The organism is Shinella yambaruensis (genome assembly GCF_022899355.1).
Taxonomy (GTDB): Bacteria; Pseudomonadota; Alphaproteobacteria; order Rhizobiales; family Rhizobiaceae; genus Shinella; species Shinella yambaruensis.
This window is the reverse complement of record NZ_JALJCK010000003.1, coordinates 46,411-69,740: the sequence shown is the minus strand read 5'-3', so window position 1 is coordinate 69,740 and position 23,330 is coordinate 46,411. Positions and strand designations below refer to the sequence as shown.

Annotated in this window: 25 protein-coding genes and 1 other RNA gene; 15 read left to right on the top strand and 11 right to left on the bottom strand. The window is 65.6% G+C overall.

What is annotated here, in order from left to right; all coding sequences use genetic code 11:
• Positions 1–77: 77 nt before the first annotated feature.
• The 4 genes from MUU56_RS07620 to ssrA all read right to left on the bottom strand — a co-directional run bounded on the left by MUU56_RS07620 (position 78) and on the right by ssrA (position 1,768).
• A complete protein-coding gene (locus MUU56_RS07620) occupies positions 78–302 on the bottom strand; it encodes a ribbon-helix-helix domain-containing protein (protein ID WP_244766724.1) in 225 nt (74 codons plus the stop codon).
• Positions 303–459: 157 nt separating this feature from the next.
• Positions 460–669 carry a DUF4169 family protein gene (locus tag MUU56_RS07615; protein WP_244766723.1) on the bottom strand — a complete coding sequence of 70 codons (210 nt, stop codon included), beginning with the start codon at positions 667–669 and terminating at the stop codon, positions 460–462.
• Positions 670–678: 9 nt separating this feature from the next.
• Positions 679–1,197 carry an SspB family protein gene (locus MUU56_RS07610; RefSeq protein WP_244766722.1) on the bottom strand — a complete coding sequence of 173 codons (519 nt, stop codon included), beginning with the start codon at positions 1,195–1,197 and terminating at the stop codon, positions 679–681.
• Positions 1,198–1,407: 210 nt separating this feature from the next.
• Positions 1,408–1,768, bottom strand: a transfer-messenger RNA (tmRNA) gene (gene ssrA, locus MUU56_RS07605).
• A gap of 210 nt (positions 1,769–1,978) precedes the next feature.
• Here ssrA and MUU56_RS07600 point away from each other — a divergent pair.
• From MUU56_RS07600 to MUU56_RS07570, 7 genes are all read left to right on the top strand, one after another.
• Entirely contained in the window at positions 1,979–2,290 is a 312-nt protein-coding gene (locus MUU56_RS07600; RefSeq protein WP_244766721.1) for a DUF2853 family protein, read from the top strand.
• An 87-nt stretch (positions 2,291–2,377) separates the two neighbouring features.
• The gene (locus MUU56_RS07595; RefSeq protein ID WP_244766720.1) at positions 2,378–3,172 is read left to right on the top strand and encodes a thymidylate synthase; all 795 of its coding nucleotides are present in this window, start codon (positions 2,378–2,380) and stop codon (positions 3,170–3,172) included.
• Positions 3,173–3,187: 15 nt separating this feature from the next.
• Positions 3,188–3,709 (top strand): dihydrofolate reductase, encoded by a 522-nt coding sequence (locus tag MUU56_RS07590; protein WP_244766719.1) that lies wholly within the window; start codon positions 3,188–3,190, stop codon positions 3,707–3,709.
• 156 nt (positions 3,710–3,865) lie between these two features.
• Positions 3,866–4,987 (top strand): FtsH protease activity modulator HflK, encoded by a 1,122-nt coding sequence (gene hflK / locus MUU56_RS07585; protein ID WP_244766718.1) that lies wholly within the window; start codon positions 3,866–3,868, stop codon positions 4,985–4,987.
• Positions 4,987–5,937 carry a protease modulator HflC gene (gene hflC, locus MUU56_RS07580; RefSeq protein WP_244766717.1) on the top strand — a complete coding sequence of 317 codons (951 nt, stop codon included), beginning with the start codon at positions 4,987–4,989 and terminating at the stop codon, positions 5,935–5,937. The genes hflK and hflC overlap by 1 nt, the downstream gene beginning before the upstream one ends.
• A gap of 7 nt (positions 5,938–5,944) precedes the next feature.
• Complete coding sequence (locus tag MUU56_RS07575) at positions 5,945–6,133, top strand: DUF2065 domain-containing protein (protein ID WP_244766716.1); 189 nt, start codon at positions 5,945–5,947, stop codon at positions 6,131–6,133.
• Between the two features lie 127 nt (positions 6,134–6,260).
• Positions 6,261–7,784, top strand: coding sequence for a DegQ family serine endoprotease (locus tag MUU56_RS07570; protein ID WP_244766715.1), 1,524 nt, complete (start codon positions 6,261–6,263; stop codon positions 7,782–7,784).
• A gap of 91 nt (positions 7,785–7,875) precedes the next feature.
• On the opposite strand, the gene MUU56_RS07565 is transcribed toward MUU56_RS07570, so the two are convergent.
• Together MUU56_RS07565 and serB are read right to left on the bottom strand one after the other, a co-directional pair.
• Positions 7,876–8,433, bottom strand: a complete 558-nt coding sequence (locus tag MUU56_RS07565; protein ID WP_244766714.1) for a GNAT family N-acetyltransferase — start codon at positions 8,431–8,433, stop codon at positions 7,876–7,878.
• Positions 8,433–9,323, bottom strand: a complete 891-nt coding sequence (serB, locus tag MUU56_RS07560) for a phosphoserine phosphatase SerB (RefSeq protein ID WP_244766713.1) — start codon at positions 9,321–9,323, stop codon at positions 8,433–8,435. The genes MUU56_RS07565 and serB overlap by 1 nt, the downstream gene beginning before the upstream one ends.
• Here serB and miaA point away from each other — a divergent pair.
• Positions 9,322–10,251, top strand: coding sequence for a tRNA (adenosine(37)-N6)-dimethylallyltransferase MiaA (miaA, locus tag MUU56_RS07555; RefSeq protein ID WP_244766712.1), 930 nt, complete (start codon positions 9,322–9,324; stop codon positions 10,249–10,251). The genes serB and miaA overlap by 2 nt on opposite strands.
• A 63-nt stretch (positions 10,252–10,314) precedes the next feature.
• Here miaA and MUU56_RS07550 read toward each other — a convergent pair whose 3' ends face one another.
• Positions 10,315–12,375: an ATP-binding protein gene (locus MUU56_RS07550; protein ID WP_244766711.1), complete on the bottom strand. Its 2,061-nt coding sequence runs from the start codon at positions 12,373–12,375 to the stop codon at positions 10,315–10,317.
• Positions 12,376–12,718: 343 nt separating this feature from the next.
• Here MUU56_RS07550 and MUU56_RS07545 point away from each other — a divergent pair, with 343 nt between their 5' ends.
• Complete coding sequence (locus MUU56_RS07545; RefSeq protein ID WP_244766710.1) at positions 12,719–14,497, top strand: acetolactate synthase 3 large subunit; 1,779 nt, start codon at positions 12,719–12,721, stop codon at positions 14,495–14,497.
• 71 nt (positions 14,498–14,568) lie between these two features.
• Positions 14,569–15,141 carry an acetolactate synthase small subunit gene (gene ilvN, locus MUU56_RS07540; RefSeq protein WP_244766709.1) on the top strand — a complete coding sequence of 191 codons (573 nt, stop codon included), beginning with the start codon at positions 14,569–14,571 and terminating at the stop codon, positions 15,139–15,141.
• A gap of 228 nt (positions 15,142–15,369) precedes the next feature.
• On the opposite strand, the gene MUU56_RS07535 is transcribed toward ilvN, so the two are convergent.
• Positions 15,370–16,215: an aldo/keto reductase gene (locus MUU56_RS07535; RefSeq protein ID WP_244766708.1), complete on the bottom strand. Its 846-nt coding sequence runs from the start codon at positions 16,213–16,215 to the stop codon at positions 15,370–15,372.
• A 126-nt stretch (positions 16,216–16,341) separates the two neighbouring features.
• Between MUU56_RS07535 and MUU56_RS07530 the strand changes: the two genes are divergently transcribed.
• From MUU56_RS07530 to MUU56_RS07515, 4 genes are read left to right on the top strand one after another with little or no spacing between them, the layout of a single operon-like run.
• Positions 16,342–16,935, top strand: a complete 594-nt coding sequence (locus MUU56_RS07530; protein ID WP_244766707.1) for a LysE family translocator — start codon at positions 16,342–16,344, stop codon at positions 16,933–16,935.
• Positions 16,936–16,975: 40 nt separating this feature from the next.
• Positions 16,976–17,605, top strand: a complete 630-nt coding sequence (gene nthA, locus MUU56_RS07525; protein ID WP_244766706.1) for a nitrile hydratase subunit alpha — start codon at positions 16,976–16,978, stop codon at positions 17,603–17,605.
• Positions 17,602–18,261 (top strand): nitrile hydratase subunit beta, encoded by a 660-nt coding sequence (gene nthB / locus MUU56_RS07520; RefSeq protein ID WP_244766705.1) that lies wholly within the window; start codon positions 17,602–17,604, stop codon positions 18,259–18,261. Before nthA ends, nthB begins: the two co-directional genes overlap by 4 nt.
• A complete protein-coding gene (locus MUU56_RS07515; protein ID WP_244766704.1) occupies positions 18,248–18,661 on the top strand; it encodes a nitrile hydratase accessory protein in 414 nt (137 codons plus the stop codon). Before nthB ends, MUU56_RS07515 begins: the two co-directional genes overlap by 14 nt.
• On the opposite strand, the gene MUU56_RS07510 is transcribed toward MUU56_RS07515, so the two are convergent.
• Positions 18,658–19,746, bottom strand: a complete 1,089-nt coding sequence (locus MUU56_RS07510) for an AbrB family transcriptional regulator (RefSeq protein WP_244766703.1) — start codon at positions 19,744–19,746, stop codon at positions 18,658–18,660. The two genes, MUU56_RS07515 and MUU56_RS07510, sit on opposite strands and share 4 nt — an antisense overlap.
• Before the next feature lie 147 nt (positions 19,747–19,893).
• Between MUU56_RS07510 and MUU56_RS07505 the strand changes: the two genes are divergently transcribed.
• Entirely contained in the window at positions 19,894–21,021 is a 1,128-nt protein-coding gene (locus MUU56_RS07505; protein ID WP_244766702.1) for an ATP-dependent DNA helicase, read from the top strand.
• A 79-nt stretch (positions 21,022–21,100) separates the two neighbouring features.
• On the opposite strand, the gene MUU56_RS07500 is transcribed toward MUU56_RS07505, so the two are convergent.
• Together MUU56_RS07500 and MUU56_RS07495 are read right to left on the bottom strand one after the other, a co-directional pair.
• Positions 21,101–21,781: a MerR family transcriptional regulator gene (locus tag MUU56_RS07500; RefSeq protein ID WP_398431854.1), complete on the bottom strand. Its 681-nt coding sequence runs from the start codon at positions 21,779–21,781 to the stop codon at positions 21,101–21,103.
• Positions 21,782–22,105: 324 nt separating this feature from the next.
• Positions 22,106–23,203, bottom strand: coding sequence for a hypothetical protein (locus MUU56_RS07495; RefSeq protein ID WP_244766701.1), 1,098 nt, complete (start codon positions 23,201–23,203; stop codon positions 22,106–22,108).
• Between the last annotated feature and the right edge of the window lie 127 nt (positions 23,204–23,330).

Genomic DNA, 23,330 nt, shown 5'->3' with positions numbered 1-23,330 from the left:
GGAACAGCGAATTGTGGTCCATGCCGCCGCGGACGTGGCCCGCCGGGAAGCCGGCAAGGCCTCTTGCGGGCCGTGCGCTACGTTGCGCCGTCTGCCTTGCGTTTCAGCCAGTCCAGCACATGGAGGCGCAGCGCCGAGGACAGGTTGCCCTCGACGCCGCGGGCATCGTCGATTTCACGAATGAGGGCGGCGACCGGCAGGTCGCGCTCGTCGGCGATAGCCCTTAGCGCGTCATGAAAGGCGGGCTCGAGCGAGAAGCTCGTGCGGTGGCCGTGCAGGGTCGTCGAATATTTGCGGATCATGCCCATTCCTGCGCCCCGGCGCCGTCCGGTTGGAGCGTTCCGGCAGAGCGCGGCGGTCCTTGCTTGCCCGAAGGCGCGAGGAGCTGCCCGCTCTGCCTTGAGCCGCCGGAACGTTCTCCGGTATCGAGTCCGGTCCCGACGGCAAGGGCTTGAAAGATCAGCCTTCGCCATCCTCGGGGTCGCGGCCGGGCCGTTCCAGATGGCCCTGTTCGAACGTCTTCTGCGCCTTGTCGTTCAGCGCGCGCGTCAGCGCCTTTTCGGCCTTGGTGCGGCCGAAGCTGATGCGATTCTGCTCGGCCTGCCTTTCCTTTTCGGAGCGGGCCTTCTGCTTGCGGACCTGGCGGAGATTGACGACGTCGCCGCTCATCGCGCGACCTCAGTTCTTCTTGCGGAAGGAATCGAGCGAGACGACGGAGCCGCCCTTGTTGTTGTCGTCGCCACCGGTCGGCGGCGTCGGCTCCTCGATGGCTTCCTCCGCCTTTTCCGCGAAGGCGGGGTAGGCCGTGATCTCGGCGGAGTGTCCGTCTTCCTCGACGGCCGGCACGTCGAATTCCAGTTCGAAGCTTACCGACGGGTCATAGAAGCCGCGGATGGCGTTGAACGGGATGACGAGCTTTTCCGGCGTGTCGGAGAAGGAAAGGCCGATCTCGAACAGGCTCTCGGTGACCTTAAGGTCCCAGAACTGGTGCTGGATGACGATGGTCATCTGCTCGGCATATTTCGCCTTCAGGTGCTGCGAGATGCGCACGCCGGGGGCGTTGGTGAGGAACGTGATGAAGAAGTGGTGCTCGCCCGGCAGGTGCCCGGTGACGGCGACCTCGGACAAAACCTTGCGGATGACGCTGCGCAGCGCGTCCTGGGCGAGAATGTCATAGCGAATATGGTCTTGCGCCATCCGTTCCTGTCTTTCTTCCAGCCTTTGTGTTCAGGCATTGCATGAGAGCATTTGTGCTTTTCTTCGAAACGCAGAAATGCTCCGTCCCTTGTTTCGACGCAATTCCGGACGCAAAACCGCTTCACGCTTTTTGCTGGAACTGCTCCGGCCTCATACCTGTCGGCACGAGTCATCTGGCACAGCTATAGACCATTTCAAGAGATTGGAGAAGGTGAAGGCTTCTGTTGCCAGGTGCCTTCGGACCCCGCCTGCCGGTGCGACCCGTCAGGACTTTGAGTGAAGTGTCACACCGCCATTAGGCAGCGAGACGAGCTTCCGCATAGTTGTCGTTTGCAACTACAAGTTTAGCCCGATAACGGTGGTACAATGCCGAGCAAAAAGTCGATCTTTACGCCCTTGTCGATCCTATTTCGCCCCCATCAAAAGCCGGTCCGCTTGGAAAGACCGGTTTTTGGTGGAGGCGCCGGGTACCGCCCCCGGGTCCAATGGGTTTATTACACCGCCCGTTTATTGCCATAGCTGCCGAGGCAGCACCCTTCATATAGGCGCTCTCGGCCCCCAAGAAAAGGGCTTTGTGACAGGGATCTGGCAAAGTTTTCGGGCTCGGGCGGTTTCGGCGAACGGAGGGCGGGGTTTCCGCGGGCCTCGGCCCTGGAAGCCGGCGAGCGGGACGGGATGGCCGGGCTTTATTAGCACTTGACTTGCCGCGACCGCATGAAAAACATGGCACGCGGCAGGTCCGTCATGATGGCGGCGGCCGAGAGATCGTAGAGGAGCTACCATGACCGACTATCTCGCAGATGTCCGCAAGTATGACAGCGGTGCGGACGAGGCCATCGTCAAGAAGATCGTGAGCCATCTCGGCATCGCGCTGCGCAACCGCGACTCCTCGCTCGTCTCCTGCTCCGACCCGGAAGAGCTGAACCGCGTCAAGGAAAAGTGGTGCGCCAAGAAGTTCGGCATCACGGGCGAGGCGGCCGACAAGGCCGTGGAGACCGTCTGCAAGACCATGGCCGACGACCGCACCAAATCGCGCGTCACCTTCTACTATCTCACCGCCAAGGAGCTCGGCACGCTCGGCGCGCTCGCCTGAGGAAAACCGGGACAACCCGATTTCACGCTTTGGACGCCGCCGTTCCCGCTCTAGTATCTCACGCTGGACAACGAATCGGCGGCGACCATGCAGCAATATCTCGACCTTCTCGCCCATGTGATGGAAAACGGCACCGACCGCGCCGACCGGACCGGCACGGGCACGCGCGGCGTCTTCGGCTACCAGATGCGCTTCGACCTTTCGGAAGGTTTTCCGGTGCTGACGACCAAGAAGCTGCACCTGCGCTCGATCATCCATGAACTCCTGTGGTTCCTGAAGGGCGATACCAACATCGCCTATCTCAACGAGAACGGCGTGACCATCTGGGACGAATGGGCCGATGCCGAGGGCGAGCTCGGCCCGGTCTACGGCTACCAGTGGCGCTCCTGGCCGACCCATGACGGGCGCCATCTCGACCAGATCGTCGCCGTCCTCGACAGCATCAGGCGCAATCCGAACTCGCGCCGCCACATCGTCTCGGCGTGGAACCCGGCGCTGGTCGACGAGATGGCGCTGCCGCCCTGCCATTGCCTGTTCCAGTTCTACGTGGCGGACGGAAAGCTCTCCTGCCAGCTCTACCAGCGCTCCGCCGACATCTTCCTCGGCGTGCCCTTCAACATCGCCTCCTATGCGCTGCTGACCATGATGGTGGCGCAGGCGACCGGCCTGCAGCCGGGCGACTTCGTGCACACGCTGGGCGACGCGCACATCTACTCCAACCATTTCGAGCAGGTGCGCACCCAGTTGACGCGCCGCCCGAAGCCCTTGCCCTTCATGAAGCTCAACCCCGATGTGAAGGACCTTTTCTCCTTCAAATTCGAGGACTTCACCCTGATCGGCTATGAAGCCGATTCAACCATCAAGGCGCCCATTGCCGTCTGATTTCCAGGTGTCCGCATGACTGAAGCCAAGATCGTCCTCGTTGTGGCCGTCGCCAGGAACGGCGTCATCGGCCGCGACGGCGACCTGCCGTGGCGCCTGCCGTCGGACCTCAAGCGCTTCAAGCAGCTGACGCTCGGCAAGCCGGTGCTGATGGGCCGCAAGACCTGGGAATCGATCGGCCGGCCGCTGCCGGGCCGGCCGAATATCGTCATCACCCGCGACGCGGCCTTTTCCGCGCCCGGCGCCGAGGTCGTCTCCTCGCTCGAGGAGGGGCTGGCCGCCGCACGCCGGGAGGCGGGAAGACTGGGCGTCGACGAGGTCTGCGTCATCGGCGGCGGGCAGATCTACGCCCAGGCCTTCGACCGGGCGGATATCCTGCATGTCACCCATGTCAAGGCGGATGTGGAGGGCGATGCGCGCTTTCCCGACATCGACCCGGCCGTCTTCGAAAAGGCGGTGGAAGAGCCGATTCCGCAGGGCGAGAAGGACAGTCACGCCATGCGTTTTGTCACCTGGCGCCGAAAAGCGGCCGCATAAGCCCCCGATCACGAACTATTTTGCCGCACAGGCCCGCAAGCCCACGCGGATTTGTTGAAAGGTGCCGGAGGGATACCTATAACGGGTTCACCTCGCGTTTCGCGGTGAAACACTCCGCGAAATGCGGCACGTAGGGATATAAAGAAAGAGGTATTGATGCCCTGGAGCAATCAGAACGGCGGCGGCGGCCCTTGGGGCGGCGGCGGCGGAAACAATCAGGGGCCATGGGGGCAGGGACCGAACCGCCCCCGCGGCGGCGGCGGAAGCGGCAATGGCGGCCCGCCCGACCTTGAGGACATCATCCGGCGCGGCCAGGACCAATTGAAGAACGTCATGCCCGGCGGCATCAACGGCGGCGTCGTGGTCATCGCGCTGCTGCTCGTCGGCGTCTTCTGGCTGATGAGTTCCATCTACACCGTCCAGCCGGACGAGCGCGGCGTCGAGCTGCGCTTCGGCAAGCCGAAGCAGGAAGTCTCCATGCCCGGCCTGCACTTCCACCTCTGGCCGCTGGAAACCGTCGAACTCGTGAAGATCACCGAGCAGCAGCAGAATATCGGCCGCCGCACGGCCTCCTCGAATTCCGACAGCTCCGGCCTGATGCTGACGGGCGACCAGAACATCGTCAACGTGCAGTTCTCGGTGCTCTATTCGGTCACCGATCCGCAGTCCTACCTCTTCAACCTCGAATACCCGGCCGAGACGCTGCAGCAGGTTGCCGAAAGCGCCATGCGCGAAGTCGTCGGCCGCCGTCCCGCCCAGGACATCTTCCGCGACAACCGCCAGGCGATCGCGGAAGGCGTGAAGACGACGATCCAGGCGACCATGGACGCCTACGGCTCCGGTATCTCGATCAACACGGTCGCCATCGAGGACGCGGCCCCGCCGCGCGAGGTGGCCGATGCCTTCGACGAGGTGCAACGCGCCGAGCAGGACGAGGACCGCTTCGTCGAGGAAGCCAACCAGTACGCCAACCAGAAGCTGGGTCTTGCCCGCGGCCAGTCCGCGCAGATCCGCGAAGAGGCGGCCGCCTACAAGGACCGCGTCGTCAAGGAAGCGGAAGGTGAGGCGGCACGCTTCCTGTCCATCTACGAACAGTACAAGGCAGCGCCGGACGTCACCCGCAAGCGCCTCTTCCTTGAAACCATGGAAGGCGTGATGCAGAATTCCAAGAAGGTCATCATCGACGAGAAGCAGGGCGGCCAGGGCGTCGTTCCGTTCCTTCCCCTCAACGAACTTGGCCGGTCGACCAGCCAGCAGCAGGCGGGAGGCACGCAGTAATGGGCAATCGTGTACCGGCAATCCTGATCGCCATCGGCGTTCTCCTCTTCATCGCCTATTCCTCTGTGTTCGTCGTCAACGAGCGCCAGCAGGCGATCGTCATCCGCTTCGGCCAGATCCAGGACGTCAAGGCCGAGCCCGGCCTCTACTTCAAGCTGCCCTTCGGCTTCATGGACGCCGACAGCGTGCAGTATATCCAGGACCAGGCGCTGCGCTTCGACCTCGACGACATCCGCGTCCAGGTCTCGGGCGGCAAGTTCTACGAGGTCGATGCGTTCGTGGTCTACAAGATCACCGATGCCCGCCGCTTCCGCGAAGCGGTCTCGGGCGACCGGGAATCGGCGGAAGCGCGCCTGCGCACCCGTCTCGATGCGGCATTGCGCCGGGTCTACGGTCTGCGCGGCTTCGAATCCGCGCTTTCCGAAGAGCGCGCCTCGATGATGCGTGAAGTGCGCGGCGAACTGACGAACGACGCCTCGAACCTCGGCCTCACGATCTCCGACGTGCGCATCCGCCGCACGGACCTGACGCAGGAAGTCTCGCAGCAGACCTACGATCGCATGAAGGCCGAGCGTCTGGCGGAAGCCGAACTCATCCGCGCCCGCGGTAACGAAGAGGGCCAGCGACGCCGTGCCATCGCCGACCGCCAGGTCGTCGAGTTCATCGCGGCCGCGCAGCGCGATTCGGAAATCCTCAGAGGTGAGGGCGAAGGCGAGCGCAACCGCGTCTTCGGCGAAGCCTTCTCGCAGGACCCGGACTTCTTCGACTTCTACCGGTCGATGAGCGCCTACCGGACCTCGATGACCTCGTCCGACACCACGCTGGTTCTGTCGCCGCAGTCGGAGTTCTTCCGCTACTTCGAGGACGCTGCGGGCATGAGGCCTGCGACCTCGGGTGCGGCGACGGGCACCGGCAACGGCACGGCGACGACGCCGTCGACCGCAAACTGAGAACGGCATGTCCGATTTCCTGACGGGGATCGCGTTCTTCCTGATCATCGAGGGGCTGGTGTACGCACTGGCCCCTTCGGTTTTGAAGCTCATGGCGGAAATGCTGCCGCAGATTCCGGAAAGCCAGCTGCGCATGTCGGGGCTCGCCGCCGTGGCGCTGGGCGTCGCCATGGTCTGGTTCATCCGCGGCGCGTGAACGCGGCCCTTGCGGCTGCCCGCGAAGACGGGCAAGACTTCACATGATTTCAGCGCGGCGGACTGATTTTTGCCGTATCCGGGGCAAACACTCGCTGCGACAATCCAGACGAAAGAGGATGCCGACCATGGCTTTGAAGATGAGGTCCAGCGTTGCCCATGCGGTACTCGCGCTCGCGGTGAGTTTTTCGCTGGTCGCGGGGGGACCGCTTGCCGTTCCGGCGGCCGCGCAGGTCCAGCCGAACGGCCCGGAATCTGTCGCCGACCTCGCCGAAAGCCTGCTTGATGCCGTGGTGAACATCTCCACCTCGCAGAACGTCAAGAGCGACGACAAGGCGCCCGTTCCCCAGGTGCCGGAAGGCTCGCCCTTCCAGGACTTCTTCGACGAGTTCTTCAAGGGGGAAGGCGGCGAGGAGGGCAACCAGGGCCAGACCGTCAATTCGCTCGGCTCCGGCTTCGTCATCGATCCCTCGGGCTTCATCGCCACGAACAACCACGTCATCGAGGGCGCGGACGATATCGAGGTGAACTTCGCCAACGGCTCCAAGCTGAAGGCCAAGCTCGTCGGCACCGACCCGAAGACCGACCTTGCGCTCCTGAAGGTCGAGCCGAAAGCGCCGCTGAAGGCGGTGCCCTTCGGCGATTCCCGCACCATGCGCATCGGCGACTGGGTGATGGCGATCGGCAACCCGTTCGGCCTCGGCGGTTCGGTGACGGTCGGCATCATCTCGGCGCGCGGGCGCAACATCAATGCCGGTCCCTACGACAACTTCATCCAGACGGACGCCGCCATCAACCGCGGCAATTCCGGCGGCCCGCTGTTCAACATGAAGGGCGAGGTCATCGGCATCAACACGGCGATCATCTCGCCCTCCGGCGGCTCGATCGGCATCGGCTTCTCCGTGCCGACGGAGCTTGCGCAGAACATCTTCCTGCAGCTGCGCGACTTCGGCGAGACACGGCGCGGCTGGCTCGGCGTGCGCATCCAGCCGGTTACCGACGACATCGCCGAAAGCATCGGCATGAGCGAGGCCAAGGGCGCGCTCGTCGCCGGCATCATCAAGGGCGGGCCGGTCGACAACGGCTCGATCATGACCGGCGACGTCATCATCCGCTTCGACGGCAAGGATGTCGACGAGATGCGCGACCTGCCGCGCGTCGTCGCCGAAAGCCCGGTCGGCAAGGCCGTCGATGTCGTGCTGCTGCGCGACGGCAAGGAAATGACCGTCAAGGTCACGCTCGGCCGCCTCGAGGACGGCGAGAAGCAGGCCGGCGAGGACGAGGTGACGGAGGGCGAGGGCACCACGGAGGAAGGCATGGCGCCCGAGACCGGCGAGGCCCAGCCCAGCAAGGCCGACACGGTGCTCGGCATGGGCATCAGCGACCTTGGCGAGGAGGCGCGCAAGACCTTCGAGATCGTCGAAAGCGTCAAGGGCGTCGTCATCACCGAGGTGGCGCCCGATTCGGCCGCCGCCGAGCGCGGCATCGTGCCCGGCGACGTGATCGTCGAGATCGGCCAGGAGGCGGTGACGACGGCGGAAGAGGTCAAGACCCGCATCGCCAAGCTGAAGTCGGAAGACCGCCGCAACGCGCTGATGATGATCGCCAACCGCACCGGAGCGCTGCGCTACATCACCGTGCGCATCGATTAAGGGCGAGTCCCTTCAGGGGCTTGCGGGCGAAAGCTGCGAGATGGAATTAGGCCGCTGGAGTGTTGCTTCAGCGGCCGTTTTACGGGGGCTCTCAGCGGCTCTGCCAGCCCGCGCGATCCAGCGTGTAGAGGACATGCGGGCGAAGGGTGGGGTCGTCGAGGTCGGGCATGTCGAAATTCCGCTCCGGCGCGGTGCGCATGCCGATGCGCCGCATGACCGCGATGGAGCGCGTGTTGCCGGCGACGGCGAAGGAGACGATCTCGGCAAGGCCTTTCTCCTCGAAGCCGTAGGCGAGCAGCCGTTCGGCGGCTTCGGTGACGTAGCCCCGGCCCCAGTGGCGTCGCGCCAGCCGCCAGCCGATCTCCACCGTGCCGGCCGGCAGGTGCGGTTCCAGCCGGTCCGTCGTGCGGGAAAGGCCGCAGAAGCCGAGGGCGGCGTCGCTTTCCCGCTCGGCGAGCGCGTAGAAGCCGAGGCCCGTTTCGGCGATGATGCCGCGGATGCGCTCGAAGAGCTCGTCGGACTGCGCGCGTGTGCGCAGGAACGGGAAGAATTCCATCACCACGGGATCGGAATTGATCTCGTGGAAAAGGTCCCGGTCCTTTTCCTCCCAGTTCCTGAGCACCAGGCGCCTGGTCGTGGCGATGGGCATCAGCCGGTCACGAAGTCGGATTTGCGGTAGCCCTGGAGGTAAAGCAGGGCGGTGAGGTCGCCGTGGTCGATGCGGATCCTCGCCTCGGCCGCGACGGCCGGCTTGGCGTGCAGCGCGACGCCGGCACCCGACAGGTGCAGCATGCCGAGGTCGTTCGCGCCGTCGCCGACGGCCATGGCTTCGTCCGGCGAGATGCCGAGCCGTTCGGAAACCTCGATGAGGGCGTCGACCTTGGCCTGCTTGCCGAGGATCGGCTCCGCCACCGCGCCGGTGAGCTTGCCGTCGGCGTCGAGCAGCAGGTTGGCGCGGTTCTCGTCGAAGCCGAGCATGGCGGCGATGCGGCTCGTGAAGACGGTGAAGCCGCCGGAGACGAGGGCGGTATAATACCCCTTGGCCTTCATCGTCGCGATCAGTTCGCGTCCGCCCGGCGTCAGCGTGATGCGTTTTTCGATGACCTCGTCGATAACGGAGACCGGGAGCCCCTTGAGAAGGGCGACGCGCTCGCGAAGCGCGGGCTCGAAGGCGATCTCGCCGTTCATGGCACGGGCGGTGATCGCCGCGACCTTGTCCTTGAGGCCGACTTCGGCGGCGAGCTCGTCGATGCATTCCTGGCCGATCATCGTCGAATCCATGTCGGCGATCAGCAGTTTCTTGCGCCGCGTTTCCGCTTCCTGGATGGCAAGATCGACCGGCTCGGCCCCAATGACGGCGCGGATTGCGGCCTCCGCGGCGCCAAGGTCGCCGCCGTCGCGCAGCGCGATGTCGCAGGCGATGCCGTCGGCAAGCCAGTAGAGCCCGGACGCCTTGACCACATCGGCGGCCTTTTCGGCAAGGGCCGGCGTCAGGACGGGGTTTGACGGATTGGCGACAAGCGTGGCAACGAAAGCCATGATGAGAAACCTTGATCGAAAGCGGGACGCGATCCTGATAACGGGCCCGACGGCCAGCGGCAAGTCCGCGCTCGCCGTGCGGCTGGCCACCGAGCACGATGGCGTGGTGGTGAATGCCGACAGCATGCAGGTCTACGACACGCTGAACGTGCTCACCGCCCGCCCGCAGCCGGCGGACATGGCCGGCATCGAGCACCGGCTCTACGGCCATGTGCCGGCCGGTGCGGCCTATTCGACCGGCGACTGGCTGCGCGAGGCGGCGACGGTCGTTGCGGAACTGCGGCGGCGGGAGAAACTGCCGGTCTTCGTCGGCGGCACCGGCCTTTATTTTCGCGCGCTGACGGGCGGGCTCTCCGACATGCCCGCGATTCCCGAGGCCGTCCGCACGCATCTGCGCGGCCGGCTTGCGGAAGAGGGGGCCGAGGCCTTGCACCGTGTGCTTGAGGCGCATGATCCGCAAACGGCGGCGCGCCTGAAGCCGGGCGACGGGCAGCGGATCGTGCGGGCGCTGGAGGTGCTGGAGGCGACGGGGCAGTCGATCTCGGCCTTCCAGGCGGCGACGGGGCCGGCCGTCATCGATGCGGACCGGGCGGAGAAGCTGGTCGTCCTGCCGGACCGCGCGGTGCTGGCCGCCCGCATCGACCGGCGCTTCGCAGACATGCTGGCATCCGGCGCGGTGGAGGAGGTGCAGGCGCTGCTGGCGCTTGACCTTTCCCCCGCCATGCCCGTCATGAAGGCGATCGGCGTGCCGCAGATCGCGGCGATGCTGGCCGGGACGATGAGTGCGGCGGAGGTCGTCGCGCGCGGCGCGGCGGCGACGCGGCAATATGCCAAGCGCCAGATGACCTGGTTCCGCAACCAGCTCGACGAGAGCTGGCAGCGCATCGACCCGCTGGCCGCCGCGGGCACGACCAATGAGGGTCCGTAGCGGCTTTCCGCGACGGGCGTAAACCAGGCCTCAAGGCGCAGGAGGCGGAAGGGTCCGCCCGCCCTAGCGCCGGATCAGGCTGCTCAGCGGCTTCTTGAGAAGCTGTTCGCGGATGGAGCCCTCGCGCCGCGGCTCCTGCTGCTCGCCGAAGGCGGGCGCGGGGCGTGCCGCCGGCTGGCGGTAGGGATCGGCAGCGGGGCGTTGCGGCTCGGAGGCCAATTCCCGGCGGATCGCCTCGAAACGCTCCTGGGGCGAGGGGTCGTAGGCGCCCTGGGCGCCCGGCAGCATGTCGGGCCGGTACGGCTCGTGCTGGGACGGCTGGGCGGCGGGACGCGCGGCCTGCAGCGTCTCGATGTAATCCTCCTCGTCCTCGTAGGGCGCATCCTCGTAGCCGGTCGGCAAGGAGCCATTCTGGCCCTGGGCGGCGAGATAGGCGTTCTGGAAGCCGGAAATGTCGGGTCCGGTGATGGCGCGCATGCGGGCGACGATGGAGCGCAGGTCGACGCTTTGCGGCGTCTCGTCGCTGATCTTGACGCCGGTGCCGTTCGCCTTCGGCAGGCGATTGGCGTCGACGCGCGAAAAGCGCATGCGCATCGGCACGGCCACGGCCTCGCCGAAGGCGATCGCCTCGCCATTGCCGATCGAGGAGATGAAGCTGGTCGTCGAGGACGAGGAATTGGGGATCGCCGAGCGGATGATCTCCTGGTCGTGCTCGTTGGCAAGGCGCATGGCGAAGATCGTCGAGCACTGGGAGAGGATCGTCGGGTCGAGCTCGCCGGGGCGCTGGGTGATGATGCCGAGCGAGACGCCGTATTTGCGGCCTTCCTTGGCGATGCGGGCGATGGCCTGGCGCGTCGGCATGAAGCCCAGCTTCATGTCGGCCGGCACGTAGCGGTGCGCCTCTTCGCAGACGACCAGCATGTGCACGCCGCCATTGCTCCACAGGCCGATTTCGAAGGCCATGCGGCAGAGCACGGAGGCGACCGAATTGACGACTTCGGACGGGATGCCGGCGAGCTGGAAGGTGGTCACCGGCTTGCCGTCGCCGGGAATGCGGAAGATTCGGGCGATCGTGTCGAGGATCGTATCGGTGATCGTGTTCGAGGAGAACATGAAATGGTAGCGCGGGTCGTTGATCGCCGACATGATCTTGACCTTGAGCGAGCGCAGGTGCGGCTTTTCCGCCCGGCCTTCGAGGCGCCCGATGCGCTCGTCGATGAGGGCGAGCAGGTCGGCGATGCGGAAGGGCACCGGCGTATCGGCCGTCACCGAGCTTTTCTCGCTCGTGCGGCGCATCAGGCCGTTGTCGCTCGATCCGCGGAAGGCGCGCTTGGCCTCCGGGATCAGGTCGCGCAGGATGTCCATCTCCTCCGGCACCGGCGGGCGGCCGCGGAAGACGACTTCGGCGAATTCCTCCAGGCGGAACAGCCAGAAGGGCAGGTCCAGCGTATCGGTATCGATGATGACCGCAAGCTCGCCGAAGGCGGAGGCGAATTCGTTGTGCGGGTCGAGGATGAGCACGCGCAGGCGCGGATCGGCCTGGATCGCCTTGTGCAGCAGCAGCGTGACGGAGGTGGACTTGCCGACGCCGGTCGTGCCGACGATGGCGAAGTGCTTCTCCAGCATCGACGGCACATGGATCGTCGCGTCGAGCGTCTCGTCCTGCGTCAGCTTGCCGATGGCGCAGACGTCGTTCTTGCCGGTGTCGTAGACCTTGGCGAGATCCGAGGCGCGGATGCGGTGGGCGATGGCGCCGAGATGCGGGTAATCGGTGATGCCGGCGGAAAATTCCTCGCGGCCGTCGGCGCTGACATGCACCTCGCCGAGCAGTTCCACCTCGATGCGGAAGACCGTGTCGTGGTTCTCCACCCAGCTCTGCTGGTCGGTGGACATGGAATAGACGAGCGCGACGACGCGGTTGCGGCCGACGGAAATGGAGATGAGGCGGCCGACGGCCCACAGTTCCGTGAGTGCGGTTTCCCCGCTCTCGGCGACGGCGCTGATGGTGGCGTGCGACCCATTGCAGGCGACGACGCGGCCGAGCAGCCGGTTGCCCGTCGACAGGCCATTCCGGCGATCCTGCTCGCCGGCTACAATGGAATTCTGAAAATCACTGTTCAGCAATCACGGCACTCCTTGCCATCAAAGGCGAAGTCTAATGATTGCCGCTTAATAAGACGTTTCGTCCTGATACATCCTTTGGTTGTAATTTGACGCTCACACCAGAATCCGTGCCATTGCGAAACAGACGGAAAGGCGTTGACGCGCGGGGGCTTTGCCGTTAACACTTCGCCCCATGAAAAATCTGACCTCTATCATTCTTGTGGTGGGAACGCGCATGGGCAGGGTGGTGTAACCACCCGGCGAAAGCACCCATGCGCGGTAAACAGGCTCCTCCAAGGGGCCTTTTTTTATGCCCAGAAATTCGATAATCACCCGAAATACGAAAGAGACGGACGGAAATCCGATGAGCGGAACAGAAAATCAGATGACGGGCGCCGAAATTGTCTTGCAGGCCCTGAAAGACAATGGCGTGGAACATATCTTCGGCTATCCGGGCGGTGCCGTCCTGCCGATCTATGACGAGATCTTCCAGCAGGACGACATCGAGCATATCCTCGTGCGCCACGAGCAGGGCGCCGGCCACATGGCCGAAGGCTATGCCCGCTCCACCGGCAAGGTCGGCGTCATGCTCGTCACCTCGGGCCCGGGCGCGACCAATGCCGTCACGCCGCTGCAGGATGCGCTGATGGATTCCATCCCGCTCGTCTGCCTCACCGGCCAGGTTCCGACCACGCTCATCGGATCGGATGCCTTCCAGGAATGCGATACGGTCGGCATCACGCGCCCCTGCACCAAGCACAACTGGCTGGTCAAGGACGTCAACGATCTCGCCCGCATCATCCACGAGGCCTTCCGCATCGCGCAGTCCGGCCGTCCCGGTCCCGTCGTCGTCGATATCCCGAAGGACGTCCAGTTCGCGACCGGCACCTATACGCCGCCCTCCGCCGCGCCCATCCAGAAGAGCTACCAGCCGAAGCTCACGGGCGACGCGAACCAGATCGCGGCCGCCGTCAGCCTGATGCGCTCGGCCCGCCGGCCGGTCATCTATTCCGGCGGCGGCGTCGTGAATTCCGGACCGGAAGCCTCGCGCCTGCTGCGCGAGCTGGTCGAGATCACCGGCTTCCCGATCACCTCGACGCTGATGGGCCTCGGCGCCTATCCGGCCTCCGGCAAGAACTGGCTGGGCATGCTGGGCATGCACGGCTCCTACGAGGCGAACATGGCGATGCACGACTGCGACGTCATGGTCTGCATCGGCGCGCGCTTCGACGACCGCATCACCGGCCGCCTCAACGCCTTCTCGCCGAACTCGAAGAAGATCCATATCGACATCGACCCGTCCTCGATCAACAAGAACGTCCGCGTCGACGTTCCGATCCTCGGCGATGTCGGCGCGATCCTGGAGGACATGGTCCGCCAGTGGCGCGCTGCCGCGAAGGATTACGACAAGGCGGTCCAGGCGGACTGGTGGACGTCGATTGCCAGGTGGCGCGCGCGCAACTCGTTCGCCTACAAGGCGAGCGACGACGTGATCATGCCGCAATACGCGATCCAGCGCCTCTACGAGCTGACCAAGGACCGCGACACCTACATCACGACGGAAGTCGGCCAGCACCAGATGTGGGCGGCGCAGTTCTACGGCTTCGAGCAGCCGAACCGCTGGATGACCTCGGGCGGCCTCGGCACGATGGGCTACGGCTTCCCGGCGGCGATCGGCGTGCAGGTCGCGCACCGCGACAGCCTCGTCATCGACATCGCGGGCGATGCCTCGATCCAGATGTGCATCCAGGAGATGAGCTGTGCCGTGCAGTATAACCTGCCGGTCAAGATCTTCATCCTGAACAACCAGTACATGGGCATGGTGCGCCAGTGGCAGCAGCTGCTGCACGGCAACCGCCTTTCGAACTCATACACGGAGGCGATGCCTGACTTCGTCAAGCTCGCGGAAGCCTATGGCGGCGTCGGCATCGCTTGCGACAAGCCCGGCGATCTCGACGGCGCGATCCAGGAGATGATCGACGTCAAGCGCCCGGTCATCTTCGATTGCCGCGTGGCGAACCTCGCCAACTGCTTCCCGATGATCCCCTCGGGCAAGGCGCACAACGAAATGCTGCTGCCCGACGAGGCCACGGACGAAGCGGTCGCCAATGCGATCGACGCCAAGGGCCGCCAGCTCGTTTGATGGAAAGGAGAGCAATTCCAGCAAAAGCGTGAAGCGGTTTTGCGTTTGGAATTGCGTGAGGAAAGAACATCATGAACGCACACCTTCAGCCCACCGGCTCTGCCTATTTCATCGCCAAGGAAACCCAGGTCGCGGAGAGCCACACGCTCTCCGTGCTCGTCGACAATGAGCCGGGCGTGCTTGCCCGCGTCATCGGCCTGTTCTCCGGCCGCGGCTACAACATCGAGAGCCTCACGGTTTCCGAGACCGAGCACGAGGCGCATCTTTCGCGCATCACCATCGTGACGCGCGGCACGCCCAGCGTTCTCGAACAGATCAAGTCGCAGCTCGAACGCATCGTGCCGGTGCACCGGGTCGTCGATCTCACCGTTCGTGCAAAGGTGCTCGGCCAGGAACGGCCGATCGAACGCGAGGTGGCGCTGGTCAAGGTCACGGGCTCCGGCGAGATGCGCGCGGAAACCCTGCGCCTTGCCGACGCCTTCCACGCCAAGGTCGTCGATGCGACCACGGACCACTTCATCTTCGAGATCACGGGGAAATCGTCCAAGGTCGACCAGTTCGTCGCGATCATGAAGCCGCTCGGCCTCAGCGAAGTGTGTCGCACGGGCATCGCCGCGATGAACCGCGGCCCGCAGGGCATGTGAGCGGGTAGAGGGGCGAGTGCTTTCAACCTGTCGGACGAAGCTTCCGCGTTGGACGTCTTGGCAGAGCCTCAAGCCTCTCCTCCGTCATCCTCGGGCTTGACCCGAGGATCCACGTGACACGGCGCGCCTTGAGTTTGTGGGTGGGTCCTCGGGTCAAGCCCGAGGATGACGTCGCGGGTGGGGGAGGGCTTTTCAGGAAAAGGAAAAGCCCTTTTCTTTTCAGAAGGATCAGATCATCTCCAGCGGCCGCTTGCGCGTCGGCGGCGGGAAGGCTTCGTCGAGGAGGCGGAGGTCCTCCGAGGTCAGGCGGATCTCGGCGGCGTGGAAGTTTTCGCGCACCCGGTCCGGCGAGCCGGACTTCGGGATGGCGATGACGCCGGGTCTGGTCAGGAGGAAGGCGAGGGCGACCTGGGCGGAGCTCGCCTTGTGGATGCGGCCGATCTCCTCCAGCACCGGATGGCCGACGAGGCGGCCCTCGTCGAGCGGCGAATAGGCCATGATCGGGATGCCCTGCACCTGGCTCCAGCGCAGGAGATCGAACTCGATGCCGCGGCGGGACAGGTTGTAGAGCACCTGGTTGGCGGCGGGGCGGGCGGGCTCGGCGGCGTCGAGCAGTTCCAGCATGTCGTCCTTGTCGAAATTGGAGACGCCCCAGGCGCCGATCTTGCCCTCAGCCTTCAGCGCCTCGAAGGCCTCGACCGTCTCGGCGAGCGGATGGCGGCCGCGCCAGTGCAGGAGGTAGAGGTCGACATGGTCGGTGCCGAGGCGCTTCAGGCTCGCCTCGCAGGCGGCAATCGTGCCGCTGCGGCTCGCATTGTAGGGCAGCACCTTGCTGACGAGGTACACCGCATCGCGCCGGCCCCGGATCGCCTCGCCGACCACGGTCTCGGCGCCGCCGTCGGCATACATTTCCGCCGTGTCGATCAGCGTCATGCCGAGGTCGATGCCGGCGCGAAGGCTGTTTACCTCCGCGGCCATCGAGGCATCGCCTTCGCCCATGTGCCAGGTGCCGAGGCCGAGGGCCGGCACCTGCCGACCGCCGGGGAGGGTGACTGCCGGTAGTTCCGCTTTCATGTTGCGCTCCGCTTGCATGGGCCATGCATCAGCCATCCAAATTGCATGCATGACAAGAATTGGCTGGTCGTTGCAAGGAGATGGACTATCAATCGGAAAAAACAACCGGGATATTCAGGACCTCCCATGCAGATCGAGATTTTTCTGGCGCTTCTGGTCTTCGCCTTCACCACCTCCATCACCCCCGGCCCGAACAATATGATGCTCTTCGCCTCCGGCGTGAACTTCGGTTTCGTGCGCACGATCCCGCATATGTGCGGCATCGGCGTCGGTTTCCTCGTGCTGCTGCTTGCCGTCGGCTTCGGGCTTGGCGCGCTCCTGGAGGCCGTGCCGCTGGTCTATACGCTGCTGAAGTTCGCGGGCGGCGCCTACCTCATCTGGATCGCCTGGAAGATCGGCACGTCGCGCTCGCTTGGCGAAGGCAAGACGGGGGCGCGGCCGATGAGCTTCCTTGAAGCCGCCGCCTTCCAGTGGGTCAATCCGAAGGCCTGGGTCATGGCCGTCTCCGCCATGGCGACCTATACGAACGCGGCGAACTACACGATGAGCGTGCTGATCGTCGGCATCGCCTTCGCCATCGTCAACTTCCCCAGCGTCTCCACCTGGGCCGGCTTCGGCTCGGCGCTGCGCCAGTGGCTCTCCGATCCGGTGCGGTTGAAATGGTTCAATATCACCATGGCCCTGCTGCTCGTCGCAAGCCTCTGGCCGATGCTGCGCTAGACGCGTAAAAGGAAGGCCGGACCGGAGCGCAGGGACTGCCATGCACATGCATGACCACGACGACGACCATCATCACGACAACCATTTCTCGCCGATGGAAGCGCGCGTGCGCGCGCTCGAAACCATCCTGACGGAGAAGGGCCTGATCGATCCGGAGGCCATCGACGTCATCGTGGAGACCTACGAGACGAAGATCGGCCCGCGCAACGGCGCGCGCGTCGTCGCCAAGGCCTGGGCGGAGCCGGATTTTGCCGCCTGGCTGAAGCAGGATGCGACGGCCGCGATCGCCAGCCTCGGTTATACCGGCCGGCAGGGCGAGCATATGCGGGCGGTGTTCAACGACGGCGAGACGCACAATCTCGTCGTCTGCACGCTCTGCTCCTGTTATCCTTGGTCTGTGCTCGGCCTGCCGCCCGTCTGGTACAAGGCGCCGGCCTATCGCGCGCGCGCCGTGATGGACCCGCGCGGCGTGCTGGAGGAATTCGGCGTCACGCTGCCGGCCGACCGGAAGATTCGCGTGTGGGATTCGACGGCGGAGCTGCGTTATCTCGTCGTGCCGGAGCGGCCGGCGGGCAGCGAGGGGCTTGACCAGGAAGCGCTTGCCGATCTCGTGACGCGCGATGCCATGATCGGCACCGGGCTGGCGCTTTCTCCCGAGGCGCGGGCATGAACGGGCCGCACGATCTCGGCGGCCTGCACGGTTTCGGCCCCGTCGCGCCGGAGGTTAACGAGCCGTATTTCCATGCCGAGTGGGAAAAGCGGGCGCTCGGCGTGACGCTTTCCTGCGGCGCCTTCGGCGCCTGGACCATCGACGAAAGCCGCCATGCGCGGGAAAACATCCCGCCGGCCACCTATCTTGCCGCAAGCTATTACGAGATCTGGATCCGGGCGCTGGAAACGCTTCTGCAGCGCCACGGCTTCGTCAGCGGGGCGGAGCTTGCCGAGGGCCGGATGCTGGAGAAGGGCGCGACGCCGAAGCGCGTGCTGACGGCGCAGATGGTGCCGGCCGTTCTTGCGAGGGGCGGGCCGTGCGACCGGCCGGTCGACACGGCGCCGCGGTTTGCCGCCGGCGCGCGCGTGCGCACCCGCAATGTCAATCCGGCGACGCATACCCGCCTGCCGCGTTACGCCCGCGGCAAGGTCGGCGTGGTCGAGACCGTGCAGGGCTCCTTCGTCTTTCCGGACGACAGCGCGCACGGCAGGGGCGAGAACCCGCAATGGGTCTATACCGTCGTCTTCGACGGGGCGGAGATCTGGGGCGAGGGGGCTGCGCCCGGCCTCACCGTCTCGATCGACGCCTGGGAGAGCTATCTTGAGCCGGTGTGAGACGCCGGCCGATTCGCCCGGCCTGCCGAAATCCCGGGAAGGCGATCCGGTCTTCGCCGAACCCTGGCAGGCGCAGGCCTTCGCGATGACGGTGCGCCTCCACGAACGGGGCGTCTTCACCTGGGGCGAGTGGGCCGAGGCCCTGTCGCGCGAGGTTCACCGGCCCGCAAGGGCGGCCGATGGTGCCGATTATTTCGACTGCTGGGTTGCCGCGCTGTCCTCGCTACTTGCTGAAAGGGGCATTACGAGCGAGGCGGAGCAGGCCGCGCTGTCCGACCGCTGGGCGCGCGCCGCCGAGGCGACGCCGCATGGAAAACCCATCCGTCTTGAAAACGCGATGGACCAGGACCAATCGCCTTTCAGTTCATGCCGGCCTGGGCTGGATGTCGATCGATCCTAAGCCCGATCGGCGACGAATCGCGCAAGCCACGGGCCGAACAGGGTCACCAGGATGAGCCGGGCCGTCTGCAGCGTCATGACGAAGGCGACGTCGACCTTGCTGGAGGCGGCGATGACGGCGATGGAATCGAGGCCGCCGGGGCTGGTCGAGAGATAGGCCGTCAGCGGATCGATGCCGAGGAGAAGGATCAGCAGGCCGGCAAGCAGGCCGGAAAAGCTGATCAGCGCGAGGATGGAGAGCACCGTCGGCAGGAGCGCCCGGCGCGCATGCAGGAGGATGGCGCGGGTGAAGCCGAGGCCGATGTTCCAGCCGAGCAGCGTGAAGGCGACGACGAGCAGCCATTGCGGCAGCTCGATGCTGATGGCGCCGGAGGCATTGAGCACGGCGGCGAGGGCGAAGGGCACCAGGAAGGCACCGGCCGGGATGCGCAGCTTCTGGCCGGCGAGGCCGCTGACGATGCCGACCGCCAGCATCAGGACGAGCGGCGGCAGCGGCACCGGCTCGAACCAGGCATGCGGCGGCACCGCCGCGCCGTCGTGCCCGCCGAAATGGGCGACGAGCGTGGCAAGGCTGGCAACGAAGACGACGCGCAGATATTGCATGAAGGCGACAAGCCGGGCATCGGCGCCGTAGGCTTCCGCCATCATCATCATGGTCGAGGCGGCGCCGGCGGAGGAGCCCCAGATCGCCGTCGTGCCGGGCAGGATGCCGGTGCGCGTGATCAGCCAGCCGCACAGCGTGCTCATGCTGATGACGGAGACCACGACGAACAGCATCAGCGGCCAGTTGCGCTGGAAGGTGCCGAGGAAATCCTCGGAGACCGTGGTGGCGATCATCAGGGCCAGCACGACCTGGACGAAGAAGAAGAAGATGCGCGGCAGGCGGATCGTTCCCCCGCCCAGCGCCACGGCGATGCCGGCCAGCATCGGTCCCATCAGCAGGGCGGCGGGAAAGCCCCCGAATTCCAGCGGCACCGTGATGACGACCGAGAGCGCGCCGACCGCAAACCATTGCAGGAGGGCGGGCAGCCTGCCGAATCCCGCGGGCGGGACGGTGCTCTTCGAGGGAGGGGAGGCGCGGGACAAGGATCGCTCCGGAAAACTGCGCCCTCAATAGCGCGGCAGGGCGTCGGCGAACAGGGGAAAATCGCCCGGGCGACGAATCCGCCCGCCAGCCCGCGAAACGGCCACGTCCCCCTTGCCTCGCGGCGCCGAATCCTGCCAAGTCCGGTCATGGAATTTGCACCCCAACAGGATGACGCGCTGAAGGCCGTCGCGCGGTGGCTGAAGGACGGGCGCGAGCCGTTGTTCCGCCTGTTCGGCTATGCCGGCACGGGCAAGACGACGCTTGCCCGCCACTTTGCGGAGAATGTCGACGGCGAGGTGCTGTTCGCCGCCTTCACCGGCAAGGCCGCCCAGGTGCTGCGCTCCAAGGGCGCGACCAACGCCAAGACGATCCACTCGCTGATCTACCGTCCGCGCGGGGAAGAGGAGGTGGCGGACGAGGAGACGGGCAAGACCTCGGTCTCGCCGATGTTCTCCATCAACCGCCAGAGCCCGGTCGCCAAGGCCGCCCTCGTCGTCGTCGACGAATGCTCGATGGTCGACGAGGCGCTCGGCAAGGACCTGATGAGCTTCGGCACGCCGATCCTCGTGCTCGGCGATCCCGGCCAGCTGCCGCCCGTTTCCGGCGGCGGCTATTTCACCAACCAGGAGCCGGACTATCTGTTGACGGACATCCACCGGCAGGCGCGCGACAATCCGATCATCCAGCTCGCCATGCAGGTGCGCGAGGGCAGCGACATCGCCTATGGCGACTATGGCGCCGCGCGCGTCATCGGTCGCAACGAGGTGGACCAGACGCTCGTGCTCGATGCCGACCAGGTGCTCGTCGGCACGAACCGGACGCGGCGGCGCTACAACCAGCGCCTGCGCGAGCTGAAGGGCTTTACCACCGACTATCCGCAATCCGGCGACAAGCTGGTGTGCCTGCGCAATGACCCGGCCAAGGGCCTGCTCAACGGCTCGCTCTGGCAGGTGATGAGCTCGTCCAAGGAGACGGTGAAGCCCGGCATCAACCTGATGATCCGGCCGGAGGACGACGACATGGATCGCGGCGCGGCCAAGATCAAGCTCCTGAAGGCCGCCTTCGAGAACCTCGACGAGGAAATCCCCTGGTCGACGCGCAAGCGCTATGACGAGTTCGATTTCGGCTATGCGCTGACCGTGCACAAGGCGCAGGGCTCGCAGTGGAACAATGTCGTGCTGTTCGATGAAAGTTTTGCTTTCCGCGACACGCGCGAACGCTGGCTCTACACCGCCATTACGCGCGCCGCGGAAACGCTCACCGTCGTGCGATAGACAGGACCCGCGCGACGGACCGCTTTTCAGGAAGCGGATGGAAGGGGCCGGTCGTCATGTCCGGCCCGTCTCGCCGGTTTCAGTGACCGACGATGCCGAGCATGACCGCCTTGGCGACGGCCTGGAAACGGTTGTTGCTGTCGAACTTGGCAATGATGTTCTTTTCCATCACCTGCACTTCGCCGGGCTCGATCTCGAGCGCGCGGGCAATGCGGCTCGTCGGGTAGCCTTCCGCCATCAGGGCAAGGCAGCGCAGTTCGGCCGGTGTCAGGTGGGCGCGGGGCGTGTTGTCGTTCGTCTCCGGCTCGTGGGCGGAGCTGAAGTCGAGCAGTTCGCTGATCTGCTGCATCTGCCGGCGGATCGTCGACTGCTGCGCCACCAGTTCGCGCTTGCGGGCGGTCATGGCGTTGCGGAAGACGCCGTCGGCCTCCTCCTGGCTTTCGGCGGCGGAAAGGCGCTCCAGCAGTTCCTGGATCACCGCGACCGGCATGCCCGTCTCGCGACAGGTGTTGACCACCGCCATCTGCTGGATCTCATCCGGGCCGTAGACCCGCATGGGGCCGACGCGGGCCGCGGTCAAAAGGCCCTTCTCCTCGTAGAAATGCAGCGTGCGATGGGTCACGCCGAAGGCGTTGGCCATGTCCGCAATCGCAAGGCGTCCTTCGGGCAGGTTCTCCGGCAGGGGCGCGATTGGCAGAAAACGGATGGATTTGCGCGCGCCCGAGCGGCTGTCGGCCTTCTTCGACTCATTGGTCATCATGAAAGCAGCCCGCAAGAAGTAGATTGGTCATGTGCTTAACCCCCGGTCGCCGGCCCATGACCAGCCTCCCTGCGAAGGCTGGATGACGCGCCGGCGGACAATGCCCTTCACCGTTTCACCGGCTGTGCATGCCGATGAAACTGTATGCGATCGTGCAGGGATTCCAGATTCCGTTCGCGACTCGATTGTGCGGAATCCTGAATCCGAGCGGCACACACTACCAATCCGCCCTGCATCATAAAATAAACCCAAGGGAGGGGCGTGCCTATCGTTATATCTAGGGATGTATTTTCTGGCGCCGCCTGCCGGTTGGATGCGGGAGCCTCAGCGCGTCAGGGTGGTGACGGGGCTCTCCGTCGGCGAGACCCCGGCCAGCGTCGCCGGCGCCAGGTTGCAGGCGATCGGCTCACCGGCACCGGGTGTTCCGCGCGGCGGGTCCTGCTCCGCCTGTGCGAGACATTCCATGAGGCTGCTGGCCGTTCCCGTGCGCATGGCATGGCGATAGAGCGGGCCGGTGGCGGTGAGGGCGCGGGCGGCGAAAGCGACCGCCTCATAGGCAAGGCCGCCTTCGCTGCGGAGCTGTTCGTGCGAAAAGTGGCGAGTGAAAACCGTGGTCCCGGACGGTTCGTGGATCAGCCGGGCGTAGACGCCGTGTCCGTTCGGGCGGTTCTCGATGCGGAGGGCGTAGGAGAGCGCGTGCGGTTCCGGCGCTTCGCGCAAATCGACGAGGTGCACGGTCCTGTGGTAGCCGGCGGAGCCGGCGATGGCGCGGGCCAGCGCATTGCATTCGCCGCCCGATGGCCAGCATTGCAGGATGTGGAGGCTCGGCAGCGCCTGGGCGAGGCCGGCAAGCTTGTTCTGCACCGACAGCGCCAGCTGCGCCTTGGCGATCGCCGCGCTGGAGGCGTCCGGATAGATGGAAGGGGCAAGGAAGAACAGCGGCAGCAGCGAGAAAAGGGCGAGCGGCGAGGAGACCGGCGCGGGGAGCCAGGAGCGACGCACTTCCGGCTTCTGCCGCGCGGCCCGCACCGTGGGGGGCGGCATGGCGGAGGCGTCGTCCACCGCTTCCGGCTCGTCCTCGGCAGCGCTGTATTCCGGAACGTAGCTGCCGAGCGGCACGCGGATACGCAGGCGGTCGCCTGCGCCTTCCGTCTCGTAGTACTGCTCCAGCAGTTTCCTGAGCTTGCCGGCCTGGACGCGTACGAGCGGGTCGTTGCCGGCGTCGAAACCCGGCGGCCGGCCGAAGACGTCGATGCCGATGCTGTAGCCCTTGAGCTGGGCGGCTTTGCCGGAGAGCTCGCTTTCGACGATATAGGAAAGGAACGAGCGCAACCGCCCGGAGCGGGCAAAGGCCTCGCTCGTGATGATGGCATCAAGCGCACGCCGCACACGTTCGCACGCCGGCCTGTCGGTCCTGCTCATGGTGTCGCCACAGAGGAGACCATCGCTGCTGCCCGATTTCCTTCCCGTTCCCCAAGACGGGACGCCGGCCCGGCATCCCCTAAAATCATCGGGATTCTACCGGTGATTCTTGCGCAACGGCAAGGGG

What these genes read in the sequence shown, in the direction of transcription:
- MUU56_RS07505 (WP_244766702.1), top strand. Translation starts at nt 19,894, where the DNA reads ATGGAATTTGCACCCCAACAGGATGACGCGCTGAAGGCCGTCGCGCGG.
- MUU56_RS07545 (WP_244766710.1), top strand. Translation starts at nt 12,719, where the DNA reads ATGAGCGGAACAGAAAATCAGATGACGGGCGCCGAAATTGTCTTGCAG.
- MUU56_RS07535 (WP_244766708.1), bottom strand. Translation starts at nt 16,215, where the DNA reads ATGAAAGCGGAACTACCGGCAGTCACCCTCCCCGGCGGTCGGCAGGTG.
- hflC (WP_244766717.1), top strand. Translation starts at nt 4,987, where the DNA reads ATGGGCAATCGTGTACCGGCAATCCTGATCGCCATCGGCGTTCTCCTC.
- MUU56_RS07495 (WP_244766701.1), bottom strand. Translation starts at nt 23,203, where the DNA reads ATGAGCAGGACCGACAGGCCGGCGTGCGAACGTGTGCGGCGTGCGCTT.
- MUU56_RS07620 (WP_244766724.1), bottom strand. Translation starts at nt 302, where the DNA reads ATGATCCGCAAATATTCGACGACCCTGCACGGCCACCGCACGAGCTTC.
- nthA (WP_244766706.1), top strand. Translation starts at nt 16,976, where the DNA reads ATGCACATGCATGACCACGACGACGACCATCATCACGACAACCATTTC.
- MUU56_RS07500 (WP_398431854.1), bottom strand. Translation starts at nt 21,781, where the DNA reads ATGATGACCAATGAGTCGAAGAAGGCCGACAGCCGCTCGGGCGCGCGC.
- MUU56_RS07575 (WP_244766716.1), top strand. Translation starts at nt 5,945, where the DNA reads ATGTCCGATTTCCTGACGGGGATCGCGTTCTTCCTGATCATCGAGGGG.
- MUU56_RS07530 (WP_244766707.1), top strand. Translation starts at nt 16,342, where the DNA reads ATGCAGATCGAGATTTTTCTGGCGCTTCTGGTCTTCGCCTTCACCACC.
- MUU56_RS07565 (WP_244766714.1), bottom strand. Translation starts at nt 8,433, where the DNA reads ATGCCCATCGCCACGACCAGGCGCCTGGTGCTCAGGAACTGGGAGGAA.
- MUU56_RS07610 (WP_244766722.1), bottom strand. Translation starts at nt 1,197, where the DNA reads ATGGCGCAAGACCATATTCGCTATGACATTCTCGCCCAGGACGCGCTG.
- nthB (WP_244766705.1), top strand. Translation starts at nt 17,602, where the DNA reads ATGAACGGGCCGCACGATCTCGGCGGCCTGCACGGTTTCGGCCCCGTC.
- MUU56_RS07615 (WP_244766723.1), bottom strand. Translation starts at nt 669, where the DNA reads ATGAGCGGCGACGTCGTCAATCTCCGCCAGGTCCGCAAGCAGAAGGCC.
- hflK (WP_244766718.1), top strand. Translation starts at nt 3,866, where the DNA reads ATGCCCTGGAGCAATCAGAACGGCGGCGGCGGCCCTTGGGGCGGCGGC.
- serB (WP_244766713.1), bottom strand. Translation starts at nt 9,323, where the DNA reads ATGGCTTTCGTTGCCACGCTTGTCGCCAATCCGTCAAACCCCGTCCTG.
- MUU56_RS07595 (WP_244766720.1), top strand. Translation starts at nt 2,378, where the DNA reads ATGCAGCAATATCTCGACCTTCTCGCCCATGTGATGGAAAACGGCACC.
- MUU56_RS07570 (WP_244766715.1), top strand. Translation starts at nt 6,261, where the DNA reads ATGGCTTTGAAGATGAGGTCCAGCGTTGCCCATGCGGTACTCGCGCTC.
- MUU56_RS07600 (WP_244766721.1), top strand. Translation starts at nt 1,979, where the DNA reads ATGACCGACTATCTCGCAGATGTCCGCAAGTATGACAGCGGTGCGGAC.
- ilvN (WP_244766709.1), top strand. Translation starts at nt 14,569, where the DNA reads ATGAACGCACACCTTCAGCCCACCGGCTCTGCCTATTTCATCGCCAAG.
- miaA (WP_244766712.1), top strand. Translation starts at nt 9,322, where the DNA reads ATGATGAGAAACCTTGATCGAAAGCGGGACGCGATCCTGATAACGGGC.
- MUU56_RS07590 (WP_244766719.1), top strand. Translation starts at nt 3,188, where the DNA reads ATGACTGAAGCCAAGATCGTCCTCGTTGTGGCCGTCGCCAGGAACGGC.